The 11585-nt window shown below is 52.5% G+C and carries 14 protein-coding genes; 3 read left to right on the top strand and 11 right to left on the bottom strand.

The genetic code is table 11. From position 1 onward, the window contains the following. Nucleotide 1 precedes the first annotated feature (1 nt). Nucleotides 2-418 (top strand): SufE family protein, encoded by a 417-nt coding sequence (locus ACFIOZ_RS10695; protein WP_088701443.1) that lies wholly within the window; start codon nucleotides 2-4, stop codon nucleotides 416-418. A gap of 9 nt (nucleotides 419-427) precedes the next feature. On the opposite strand, the gene yidD is transcribed toward ACFIOZ_RS10695, so the two are convergent. The 6 genes from yidD to ACFIOZ_RS10665 form a co-directional block, all read right to left on the bottom strand. Beyond that, nucleotides 428-712: a membrane protein insertion efficiency factor YidD gene (gene yidD / locus ACFIOZ_RS10690; protein WP_386083843.1), complete on the bottom strand. Its 285-nt coding sequence runs from the start codon at nucleotides 710-712 to the stop codon at nucleotides 428-430. Nucleotides 713-783: 71 nt separating this feature from the next. Next, nucleotides 784-1254 (bottom strand): phosphoribosyl-AMP cyclohydrolase, encoded by a 471-nt coding sequence (hisI, locus tag ACFIOZ_RS10685; protein WP_386083842.1) that lies wholly within the window; start codon nucleotides 1252-1254, stop codon nucleotides 784-786. Nucleotides 1255-1258: 4 nt separating this feature from the next. After that, the gene (locus tag ACFIOZ_RS10680) at nucleotides 1259-1705 is read right to left on the bottom strand and encodes a transcriptional repressor (RefSeq protein ID WP_088701446.1); all 447 of its coding nucleotides are present in this window, start codon (nucleotides 1703-1705) and stop codon (nucleotides 1259-1261) included. A gap of 40 nt (nucleotides 1706-1745) precedes the next feature. Continuing rightward, the gene (locus ACFIOZ_RS10675; protein WP_386083840.1) at nucleotides 1746-2759 is read right to left on the bottom strand and encodes an alpha-L-glutamate ligase-like protein; all 1014 of its coding nucleotides are present in this window, start codon (nucleotides 2757-2759) and stop codon (nucleotides 1746-1748) included. Then, nucleotides 2756-4276, bottom strand: coding sequence for an inactive transglutaminase family protein (locus ACFIOZ_RS10670; RefSeq protein ID WP_386083839.1), 1521 nt, complete (start codon nucleotides 4274-4276; stop codon nucleotides 2756-2758). Before ACFIOZ_RS10670 ends, ACFIOZ_RS10675 begins: the two co-directional genes overlap by 4 nt. A gap of 33 nt (nucleotides 4277-4309) precedes the next feature. Then, nucleotides 4310-5146, bottom strand: a complete 837-nt coding sequence (locus ACFIOZ_RS10665; RefSeq protein WP_386083838.1) for an ATP-dependent zinc protease — start codon at nucleotides 5144-5146, stop codon at nucleotides 4310-4312. Between the two features lie 240 nt (nucleotides 5147-5386). Here ACFIOZ_RS10665 and ACFIOZ_RS10660 point away from each other — a divergent pair, with 240 nt between their 5' ends. Continuing rightward, entirely contained in the window at nucleotides 5387-5920 is a 534-nt protein-coding gene (locus ACFIOZ_RS10660; protein ID WP_386083837.1) for a DUF3833 domain-containing protein, read from the top strand. 98 nt (nucleotides 5921-6018) lie between these two features. Here the strand turns inward: ACFIOZ_RS10660 and ACFIOZ_RS10655 are convergent, their stop codons facing one another. From ACFIOZ_RS10655 to gorA, 4 genes are all read right to left on the bottom strand, one after another. Beyond that, the gene (locus tag ACFIOZ_RS10655; RefSeq protein ID WP_035558199.1) at nucleotides 6019-6411 is read right to left on the bottom strand and encodes an ectoine synthase; all 393 of its coding nucleotides are present in this window, start codon (nucleotides 6409-6411) and stop codon (nucleotides 6019-6021) included. Between the two features lie 105 nt (nucleotides 6412-6516). Then, nucleotides 6517-7785 carry a diaminobutyrate--2-oxoglutarate transaminase gene (gene ectB / locus ACFIOZ_RS10650; protein ID WP_211594332.1) on the bottom strand — a complete coding sequence of 423 codons (1269 nt, stop codon included), beginning with the start codon at nucleotides 7783-7785 and terminating at the stop codon, nucleotides 6517-6519. Between the two features lie 106 nt (nucleotides 7786-7891). After that, nucleotides 7892-8470 carry a diaminobutyrate acetyltransferase gene (gene ectA, locus ACFIOZ_RS10645; protein WP_211594331.1) on the bottom strand — a complete coding sequence of 193 codons (579 nt, stop codon included), beginning with the start codon at nucleotides 8468-8470 and terminating at the stop codon, nucleotides 7892-7894. A 221-nt stretch (nucleotides 8471-8691) separates the two neighbouring features. Then, complete coding sequence (gene gorA / locus ACFIOZ_RS10640; protein WP_386083834.1) at nucleotides 8692-10074, bottom strand: glutathione-disulfide reductase; 1383 nt, start codon at nucleotides 10072-10074, stop codon at nucleotides 8692-8694. Between the two features lie 219 nt (nucleotides 10075-10293). Between gorA and can the strand changes: the two genes are divergently transcribed. After that, entirely contained in the window at nucleotides 10294-10941 is a 648-nt protein-coding gene (gene can / locus ACFIOZ_RS10635; RefSeq protein ID WP_211594329.1) for a carbonate dehydratase, read from the top strand. Between the two features lie 107 nt (nucleotides 10942-11048). Here can and ACFIOZ_RS10630 read toward each other — a convergent pair whose 3' ends face one another. Continuing rightward, the gene (locus ACFIOZ_RS10630; RefSeq protein ID WP_386083832.1) at nucleotides 11049-11576 is read right to left on the bottom strand and encodes a c-type cytochrome; all 528 of its coding nucleotides are present in this window, start codon (nucleotides 11574-11576) and stop codon (nucleotides 11049-11051) included. Nucleotides 11577-11585: the final 9 nt, after the last annotated feature.

The following is an 11585-nucleotide window of genomic DNA, read 5'->3' as shown; positions in this document are numbered from 1 at the left end:
CATGAGCACTTCCGGCGCCGAACAGGCCCAGCAAGAGCTGATTGAAGATTTCGAGATATTCGATAACTGGATGGATCGTTACCAGTACATTATCGATATGGGTAAGCAACTGCCTGATTTTCCCGAAGAGTGGAAGATCGAGGAGTTTAAAATCCAGGGCTGTCAGTCAAATGTATGGATGCGCCATGAAGAGGAGGGCGATAAGCTGGTATTCAAAGCAACCTCTGATGCCGCCATCGTTTCGGGCCTTATCGCCGTACTGCTGCGCATTTACAGCGAGCGCACCGCGGCTGAAATTCGTGCTACTGAGCCGCACTTTTTGACAGACTTGGGATTGGATAAACACCTTTCACCAACGCGTAGCAACGGTTTGCATGCCATGCTGGAGAAAATCTACGCGGTAGCGCAGCAAAAATAGGAAAACAAGCTAGCGGGGGTGATGATGATCACAACAGGAGGGCGGAGATACGCCCTCATCCTCACGACAAAGCTGCTCGCTGCGACCACCGGGCACCGGATCCATACCACCGGGGTTACCTGGGTGACACTTAACGATGCGCTTAACGGCCATCCATCCACCCTTTATTGGCCCATGCACCTGAATTGCCTCAATGGTGTAAGACGAACAGCTTGGCCAGAAGCGGCAGCGCGGGCCTAAAAGGGGGCTGAGCGTATATTGATAGACTCTTACGCAGCCAATCATCACTTTCATCAATAACCACCGCGGGCCTATGCGCAGGGCAGCTATGATTCGAGTCTTGGCTGAGTGTGGCATAGCGGGAACTAGACTTTTTTGCCGTACAGTTCGTCGGGGTCGATCAGCGGCGTACTGGTGATCGACGCCTGCTCTTTGTCCACGGCAATATAGAAACAGCTGCGCCGACCAGTGTGGCAAGCTGGGCCCGTTTGATCAACCTGCAACAGTAGCGTATCGCCATCGCAATCAAGCGCGGCTGAGACTAGCTGCTGCTGCTGCCCTGAGGACTCCCCCTTACGCCATAACTTCTTGCGCGAGCGCGAGTAATAGCAAACACGCTGAGTGGCTAACGTCTCTTCTATTGCCTCTCGGTTCATCCAGGCCATCATCAACACTTCGTTAGTATCGTGCTGCTGAGCAATGGCAGGGATCAAACCATCAGTATTAAAACGCACCGCGGCTAGCAACGTAGCCACCGCGGGAAGAGTATCTCCGGGAGCAGCACGCTCAAGTTGCTTAAACAGCGCATCCGGCGCGACGTGATCAAAACGGGACATACAATTACTCGCTAGCTGTTCGACAATCCTGGCAGAGCCCTTGGAGCTCAATGGTTTGGCGCTCAACGTTAAAGCCTCGGCTTTTGGCCAGTGCTGCCAGTTGCGCGCTGATTTCGTCCAAGTGTAGCTCTTCCACATAACCGCAGTGACGGCAAATAAGCAGCTGAAAACCGTGGGCATGCTCCGGGCAGGCGCAGGCCACATAGGAGTTCTGCGACTCAATGCGATGCACCAAGCCTTGATCAATCAAGAACTCCAGCGCCCGATAAACCGTCGGGGGGCGGGCGGCCGCATGCTCGGTAGAGAGCTTGTCGAGCAAATCATAGGCTTTTAGCCCACCGCCATTTTCAGCAATCATCTCAAGTACGCGTCGGCGAATAGGAGTGAAACGAACGCCGCGGATATGGCACTGAGACTCCGCCTGCTGTAGTAGTGTACTCGCTTGGGTCATGGGCAACTCGTTGAACGTTATTAGCCTACTCGATAGTAGTCTACGCGCCGGTGGACGTGGTGTCAGGGCTTTCTGCCCGCTGGCTATCAACCAGTTCACTTTGCCGCGCAAAGTGGTGCTGGGCAAACGCCACCCGCTGTTTGGCGGGCACACCATCGGGTTGACGCTCAATAAGATCAAGTCGGCGGCGTAAGCCTTCACCATTGGTCATTTGAATAGCCAGGCCAGGCCTTGCATTGAGCTCAAGCAGCATCGGGCCATGCTTGCGATCCAACACCATATCGGTACCCAGATAACCTAAACCGGTCATTTCATAACAGCCTGCGGCCAAGTTAAGCAGCGTTTCCCACTGGGGCACAACCAGGCTTGCCAGATCATGCCCAGTGTCAGGATGGCTAAAGCAAGGGCGGTCAAACTGCACGGCACGCAGAGCGGCCCCGGTAGCGATGTTTAAGCCAACACCTACCGCCCCCTGGTGCAGGTTGGCCTTGCCGTCGGACGCCGCGGTGGAAAGACGCATCATGGCCATAACAGGGTAACCCTTGAAGACAATAACCCGAATATCGGGAACCCCTTCATAGGTGTAATCCATCAGGCTTTCATCGAAATTAATCAGCGTTTCAATCACCGCCACATCGGGGGAGCCACCCAACGAGTAGAGGCCTGATAGAATATTCGACACATGCCGCTCGATATCGGTAAGAGAAAGCTGGGCACCGCTGGGCTTGATAAAGACGTTATCTTCGACCTTTTCAATCACCAGAATGCCTTTGCCGCCGCTTCCCTTGGCAGGCTTGATAACGAAGCCGGCATGGCCTGTTAGCATATCGCCAATGTGTTTGACTCCGAACTGAGTGGTCACGGTACCAATCAGTTCCGGTGAGGTAATCCCGTACTGCTGGGCCAGCAGCTTGGTTTTAAGCTTGTCATCCACCAAAGGATAAAGCCGACGGCTGTTATATCGCCCAATATAACGAATATTGCGACGATTCATGCCGATGATGCCTTTATCCCGCAAGCGCGTGGGCCACGTCCAGTTCTTCAGCCAGCTCATGAGGGTTTCTCATCATCAGTGATTGGCTTGAAGCGGCGTAACTCTAGTAAGCGATAGCCCGTGTAGTTGCCCAGCAGCAAAATCAGCGCCATCAATATCAGCTGTACGCCCAGGAAGTTGAACGTAATGTGGCGCACCCAGGGGTTATTCATCGCCAGATAGGCAAGAATCGCCGTAATCAAACTACCGCCACCCTGGATTAACACCTGCTTAGGGCCTTCCTCTTCCCATAGAATCGACATCCGCTCGATGGTCCAGGCCAGGATAATCATCGGGAAGAAAGTGATTGTTAAGCCAGCACTGAGCCCCATTCGGTAAGCCAATACGGTGAAGATTGAGATAATCGCAATCACCGTTATGATGACTGCTGAGACCCTGGCCACCAGCAATAAATTCAGGTAAGAGAGATAGTTACGAATAATCAGGCCGACGGCGACAATGAGCAGAAAGCCAATCAAGCCCGTAGGAAGGGTGGTTTGAATGAAGGCGAGGGCGATCAACACCGGCATAAAGGTACCGGACGTTTTGATACCCACAAGCACACGCAAAAACACCACCATTAACGCGCCAATCGGAATCAGCAAAATAGTCTGGAACAGCGCTTGCTCTTCCAGCGGCAGGCTATGAATGGAGAAATTCAGCAGCGTATCTTCAGAGTAATGATTGCGCACCGCCGCAGAAGCCGGCTGATCATGGGTCATCATGGAGAACGTAACCCGGGAATTGGTGCCGCCTTGAACTTCCAGCACGGCTCGTCCACCGGTTTCCCACAGCAATAAATTGTCCGGCTTGCCTTGCTCACCTGTCAGCGGGTGGAAAATTGCCCACTCTTCTCCAGACTCATCAAACACCTGAATCCAGCTGCTCAGGGTTTGGCGTCGGCGTCCATCTTCCAGCAGTAGGCCACTTATTTCTCGAGCTTGCACTCCAGCCTGGTTGAGTAGACGCACCACCAGTGCCGCTGGGTTTTCTTGTGATAGAAGCAGCCGTGCGTTCTCTTCCTGACGCTCACCATTAATATCGCGAATCAGCTCGCGAGCGAAGGTGGCGTTATTGGCGCTACGTGCCCAAGCCTGCTCAATAAGCTGGCTGGCCGCTGTGTCATAGGGTCTTTCCCATGGAGTGGTAGCAACGTCAGGCGGTGTTTGTGCCGGTGAGCGGGCATCATCCGACACCAGCATTTGAACCGAGTAGTAGAGTGTCTGGCTGCCCGCAGCTTCACGAATAGTCCAGCGGGCGGTGCGGCCTAACTCATCCGCCTGATAAGCAAGCCCATAGCCTGACGAGGCAGTGTTCTCTGTCAGCACACGGTAGCCTGCCTGATGAGAAGGCAAGGCCAAGTCAACCTGGACAGGGCCTCCTTGGGCATTAAAATTAATACCCGCCTCAATCTCCCACACCTGGCGCTGCTCTCCGGGCAGCCAGGGGATCTCAAACTGCACATGGCGTTGTACGCTGGTCGCGATGCCTACGACCATCAGCAGGCCGACAATAATATAGAACATTAACCGTGACATGGAGATTCCTTTCCTCGTGAAACGCTAGAGCAGTTACTCTTCGCTATCGTCTTCATCAACTGCTTCATCTTCAGCAGCTTGCTCAGCTGGTTCGCCACCAGGAAATTCGGGGCGGTCATGCAAGTAGGTGTCGGCTACATCAATGACCGCAATATCCATCAAAAAGCGCCGTCCTAGCAGCACCGGGTAATCCAGGTGAGAGCGGTCATTGAGGGTAAATTCGACATTTTCACGAATCGGCCCTAAGGTCATTAATAGCGAAATGACAGGGCGTGACTCTTCACCTGAGGCCTGAACAATACGTACTCGGCGTACGATAGGCGCTTCGATCCACTCATCGCGCTGAGACTCAACGGCCACGTCATCTTCGTTCAGCGCCAACTTGAAGCGCACCCAGTTTTCACCATCACGTTCGAAACGAGTGATCTCTTCAGCAGAAAGTGACGACGTGTTAGCCCCGGAATCGACACGCGCCTTGAGGTAGGTACCCAGACTCGGTAGCCCGATCCACTCACTGCGACCCAGCAGCGTTTTGGTGGTTAAGCTCTCATCAATTTCACACTCTTCGCGAATGATGACAGGCTCTTCACCGCGGGCTTCCAGCTGCTGTACATCTTGGCGAAGGTAGCGCAGCAAACTGCCCACTTCACGCATATCGGCAGTCAGTGTTTGCTGCTGATCAAGCTGGCGTTCCTGCAGTTGAGTGTGAGAGTCGCATTGCTGCACCAACTGGCTTTCCAATTCCAAGATACGAGAGTTGAACGAGGCTTCGCTTAAAGGGGGAGGTTGGTTCGTTTCCGGCTGGGTTGCTGCACAGCCAGCCATCGAAAGCGACAAGCCAGCTACAAGCCACAAAACACCTGGGCGCATAACGAGAGATATCCTTGGACAATAGGTTGGGGAATGATAAGGAGATGGGAGACTAGTGTCCAACGCCATCACAGCTTTTCGGGCACCTATTACAGATGCTTAGGTTACTCTATTTAACATAATATATGTTAAGCGAACCATAGAGAGCCTAGTAGTAGTCACGGCCATCGTGGTGCTCTATGCTAGCAAAATACTGAACAGACATTGTACTAAAATCCATTTTCATATAGGAAATGACTCATGACCCGCTCCTTGCGTATTGGCTATCTCTTCACACTACTCTTCATGTTGGCTGGCTGTGCCAGCGTTAATATTGAAGACTACGCTGATTCTGAACCCCGCCTGGATATTGCCGAATATTTTGCGGGTACCACTCGTGCCTGGGGCATGGTGCAGGATTACTCCGGCGAGGTACAGCGGCGTTTCACCGTTGAGATCCAAGGCACCTACGAAGATGATACCCTGACACTGGATGAGGCTTTCGTATTTTCAGACGGTGAAACCGATCGCCGCGTTTGGACATTTGAACGCGTTGATGAGCACCGCTGGATTGGCACCGCCAGCGATGTAGATGGGCAAGTTGAAGCACGCCAATACGGTCATGTCTTCCACATGCGCTATCCGTTAGATATCGAAATTGATGGTCGCATGATCTCATTTACCATGGATGACTGGATGTACCTTCAGCCAGATGGCCGTTTGATCAATCGAACCGCCATGCGCAAATTCGGCTTCACGCTGGGTGAAATTACCCTGGTGTTTGAGAAGATATAAATCCATAGTAAATTTCTCTGCATAAACCCCAGGCCCAACAAAAAAGCAGCCCGCTTCATTTAGCAGGCTGCTTTTGTCATCTCATGCTAGCGTTATGTTTACTCTGGGGCTGCGTATGAGCCATCTTCCTGGTGAACTTCATTACCGGTGATCGGCGGCGTGAAGACACAGGCAACGGTCATGCCTTTTTCCTTGCCGCGCAGCAGGTGTTCGTCATGCTGGTCTAGCAGATAAATATCGCCTGCTTTGATCGGCCAGATTTTGCCGTCAGCCAGGGTTTCAACTTCACCTTCACCTTCATAGCAAAACACTGCTTCGTAGTGATTTTTGTAGTGAATATGCGTCTCAGTGCCAGGAAAAATGCGGGTAATATGGAACGAAAAACCGGCATTGTCGTTGGCCAGAACAAGGCGCGTGCTGTCCCAGTTACCATTTTCAGCGGTCACTAGACGCTCTGTTTTACGCGCTTCTTCAAGATTACGAACGATCATAGGAGTACTCCATTGAAAACGGCTGGCGACTACCAGCCGCTATATCCCTAACTAAAAAACCTGTGAGCTTACTGTTTCAGCGTAACACCTAATTCTAGTGCCAAGTTACTCGCTAGCAACAGCCTTGACGCACATTTCGAGGATATCCAAACCTTCCAGCAAGTCTTCATCGCTAATGGTTAGCGGGCACAGACATTTCACCACTTCACCGTCCTGGCCGCTGGTTTCAATCACCAGGCCATGCTCAAAGGCTTTGCTGGTAATTTTATCGGCAATATCACCCGATACGACGTCAATACCACGCATCAAACCACGACCACGCTCACTGGCAGGCATGCCGTGCTCCGTTAAGTGCGCCGCTAACTTTTGGAAGCGCTCTTCTACAATACGCCCTTTACGCTGAACATCGCGTTCAAAAGTGTCATTCGTCCAATATTTTTTCAACGCTGCAGTGGCGGTCACCATCGCCAAACTGAAACCACGGAAGGTGCCGTTATATTGGCCCGGCTTCCATTTATCCAGCTCTGGGCGCATCAGCACATGCGCAAAGGGCAAGCCAAAGCCAGAGAGTGATTTCGAGTTGGTTATAATGTCAGGCGTAATACCCGCATGCTCAAAACTGAAGAATTTGCCTGTGCGGCCACAGCCAGCCTGGATATCGTCAATAATCAGCAGAATATCGTGGGCACGGCAGATGCCTTCAAGACGCTTCAACCACTCCAGGCCTGCCACGTTAATACCGCCCTCGCCTTGCACGGTTTCGATAATGACACCCGCGGGGATATCCAAGCCGCCAGATTTATCGCTGAGCAGTTTTTCAAAATAGTCCAGGGTATCGGTGTGCTCGCCCATGTAGCCATCGTAAGGCAGGAAGCTAGCACCCTGGGTAGGTATGCCCCCGGTGGCTTCACGGAATTTACGATTACCCGTCGTCGCCAAGGCACCCATGGTGACACCATGGAAACCATTGGTGAAGGTGACAATATTGTGTCGGCCTTTAGCTACACGAGCCAGCCGGATAGCGGCTTCTACAGCATTGGTACCGGTTGGGCCAGGCAGATGCACTTTGTAGTCGAGCCCACGTGGCTTGAAAATAACGTTTTCAAGCGTTTCCAGATAATCACGCTTAGCATTAGTCCACATATCCAAACCGTGAACCACACCGTCAGTCGACAGGTAATCGATCATCGCCTGCTTCATGTGCGGGTTATTGTGGCCGTAGTTAAGCGTGCCCGCGCCAGCGAGGAAATCAATATACTCACGGCCGTTCTCATCCGTTAAGCGCGCATTTTGCGCTTTGGTGAACACCACCGGGAAGGAACGAGAATAAGTACGTACATTGGATTCCATGCGTTCAAGCGTCTGGGTCTGCATTAGCGACCTCCTTGGTTGATCATTTTGACTTAAGGCGTTACTTGCCCGAAGCAACATGAGCGGGAAAACAGGTAGTCCTATACGCAATATCTAGCAAAACAGCGTATTAGATGCGGTCTGTTTGGAACGGGCCAATACGAACCAGGTTTTCCGGGTCATGCTCTCCTCCGAGCTGTTCGGTAGAGAAGTATTCGCGGCTGTTGAGTGGCGCGTGCCAGCGCGCAGCCAAGCGGCGAAACAAGCCCCAAGAGGCTAGATTGTCGGGGGTGATGGTGGTTTCAAGGTGATGTACATCGTCAAGCTCGGGGCGTGACATAATCGCTTCAACCAAGCGCCGGGCTAGACCGGTGCCTCGCGCTTTTTCACCGACAGCCACTTGCCATAGAAAGTAGGTGTCGGGAGCATTGTCCTTAACATAGCCAGACACAAAACCAACAATTTCACCCTCTTCGTTGGTAGCGACTGCACAGGTATCACGAAACTGAGTCGCAAGCAGCAGGTAGGCATAGGCTGAATTCACATCCAGCGGTGGGCAGGCTTTAACCAGCTCGTAAACCCCCCAGCCATCATCCGCATTGGGTTTACGAATAAATAGCGGTGTCTCGACATGACCTACAACAGCATCGGCCACCGTTGGCCTGGCCAAGTCAGCAGAGGGGGTAAAAGGTTGTATCGGCGTACTCATAGTTATGCTTCGCTGTAGCGAATTTGATGATCATTATAACAGCTGATTATGAGCAATTCAAAAGCCATATTATTCTCCACCCTACTTTCCATAATTTTTTGTTATACGTGAGCAGTGCAACCATGCGACAGCGCCTCGGCCACTTAACTGCTATCGCTTTTAGAGTAGTGCACAGAGCAAAAAAAGGCGCGCCAATCGGCACGCCTGTACAGCATGGGCTGCTATGTGCGAGTGAGCGTACGCAACGTAACGAACTCCTCGGCGCCTGTAGGATGGATGCCTACAGTACGGTCAAAGTCCTGCTTGGTAAGACCCGCTCTTACTGCAATGGCAATACCCTGTATGATTTCACCCGCATCATCACCCACCATATGGGCCCCCACCACTACATCAGTGGCATCGTCCACGATCAACTTCATCAAGGTGCGCTCTTGACTGCCCGATAGCGTGTGCTTCATGGCACGAAAATCGGTGCTATAAACGCGGATATTGGCAAATTTTTCCCGGGCTGCCTGCTCGGACAGTCCTACGGTACCTATATTGGGATGGCAAAAAACGGCGGTGGGAATCGTACTGTAATCCAACGGCTGAGGAATCGTATCGGCGAAATGAATATCAACAAGCTGCATGGCCTCTGCCAGCGCGACCGGCGTCAATTCGGGCCCAGCCGTTAGGTCGCCTAGCGCCAATACTGAAGGCAGCGCTGTTTCAAACCGTTCGTTAACGGGGATTTTACCCGCGTCATCCAAGCTCAATCCCAACGCTTCAAGCCCTAAATCGCGGATATTGGCTTTTCGCCCCGTGGCCGCGAGCACTACGTCGACCTCAAGCACATCGCCGTTGGTGAGATGCACACTGTAGGCATCTTGGCCGGGTTCAATACGCTCAATATTAGTGTTGAAGTGAAGATTAACCCCCTTTCTCTCCATTTCAGCACAAGTGAACTCACGAACCTGCTGGTCAAAACCTTTCAAAAACAGTTCACCGCGGTAGATAAGGTGCGTCTCGCTGCCCAGTCCATTAAAGATGCTGGAGAACTCCACTGCAATATAGCCACCGCCCAGCACTAAAAAGCGCTTGGGGAAGGTGTTCAGATCAAAAATCTGATTGGAGTCCAGGACATATTCACTGCCAGGAAAATCGGGCACCCAGGGCCATCCACCGGTTGCGAGGAGGATTTTGCGCGCACTCACTGACATGTCACCATGCTCGCCACTTAGCGTTACCCTATGCGCATCGGCCAGGCGTGCTCGAGCGTTAAGCAGCGTTACCCCCGCCCCCTCCAGCATGCGCTGATAAATACCATTGAGGCGTTTGATTTCACTAATTTTGTTGTCGCGCAGTGTGGGCCAATCAAAACGCGCAGGGCCGGGTAGCTGCCAACCAAAGCCTGCCGCATCGTCAAAGCTGTCATGGAAATGGGCAGCGTAGGAGTACAGTTTTTTGGGAACACAGCCAACATTGACGCAGGTGCCACCCAGGTAGCGATCTTCGGCAATCGCCACCTTGGCCCCGGTAGCGGCTGCCATGCGAGCAGCACGCACGCCACCAGAGCCTGCGCCGATCACCAGAAGGTCATATTCGTATTCAGAAACGTCTGCCATGCTTTGCTCCCGGGGAGTTAGAATTTGTCACAATCAATAGTCGTAGCGCCCATAGGTCAAGTGCGGTGGTTGACCTGACTGCCAAGGGAGGTTAAAACCTTCTGCGGCTATTTTGAACTAGTTCATATTTTATGCAGTCACTAATTTTATACTGAGTAGGGTTTGATATTCCGTTTACCTACCAGCCATTTGAACCCCCTTAACCTTACTGGAGACGCTATGTCTGACCCTATTGCGACGCTACTCGATAATAACCGCGCTTGGGCTGAGCGCATGTGTGAAGAAGACCCCGACTACTTTAAACGTCTCTCGAACCAGCAAAACCCCGATTATTTATGGATTGGCTGCTCCGACAGCCGCGTGCCCGCAAATCAAATTATTGCCCTCCCTCCTGGCGAGGTTTTCGTCCATCGTAACGTCGCCAATCTACTCCATCACACGGATATGAACGCGCTGTCGGTGGTTCAGTTCGCGGTGGATGTACTCAAGGTCAGCCATGTCATGATTGTCGGCCACTATGGATGCGGGGGCATTAAGGCCGCCATGATGGGAGGCGAATGCGGCGTGGTGGATTACTGGTTGCATTCGGTTCGCGAACAGTACAACCACCATCGGAGCTCGCTGGAGCATCTCCCGCTTGAAGATCAAATCGACCGCATGTGTGAACTTAACGTAAAAGCCCAAGTAAACAGTTTATGCCGCACCAAGATTCTGCAACGTGCCTGGCAGCGTGGCCAACAAATCTCTGTGCATGGCTGGGTCTATGGGTTAAGCGATGGACGCGTTAAAGATCTTAATTGCACGATAAGTGGCTTAGAGCAAGTGGAAACACTTTACCGCATTGATCGCCTCCAGCAAGGAGATTGAGCGCCCTCCCCAGCGCCTATTTTTTAAATAGTGACTTCCAAAAGCCATTTCCAAAAGCTATCTCCAAGACTTATCTCCACGACCCATCTCCAAGACTTACCGCTACGCTAGTCGTAGCGGTAAGCACGATGGCAACTTTTACAGCTCGCTCCTACCTCTGAAAGCGCGCGTGCGGTATCACGCGGGTTCTGTTGCTCGGCCACATCTATCAAATTGGCGATTTTATCCTCAAGGTCGCTAAAACCGGCAGCGAACTGATCCCACTCCTCCCATATAGAGGCCCGCGCTTCAGAACCACTGCCGTGTGTGCCCTCAATAAAGGCAGGCAACAGACGTTGCGCACTGGCGCGCTCTTGTAGCTCAAGCAATCGCGGCGTTGCGGCCTCAATATCTTGATTATTGATTAAGTCAAAGCGCAACTGACGCACCAGACTCTCAATATCTTTAAGCTCTTCGCGGCGCCAAATCACGGCTTCGCGTTCGCTTGCGAATGGCGTATCGCTGACCGCCTGAGGCATGGCCAAGCCACTTGCCTCATCACCTGCCCAAGCCAGCGGCGCGGATAAAATTAGCGCCAAGACGCTGGCTGCCGCACTGCGCGGGGAAGCCCACTGTAAGTGATAGCGCTGCTGCATAATGGCTAC

The sequence above is a fragment of the Vreelandella sp. F11 genome (assembly GCF_042466685.1).
GTDB lineage: Bacteria > Pseudomonadota > Gammaproteobacteria > Pseudomonadales > Halomonadaceae > Vreelandella.
The sequence above is the reverse complement of the archived record's forward strand: the minus strand, read 5'-3'. Positions and strand labels throughout refer to the sequence as shown.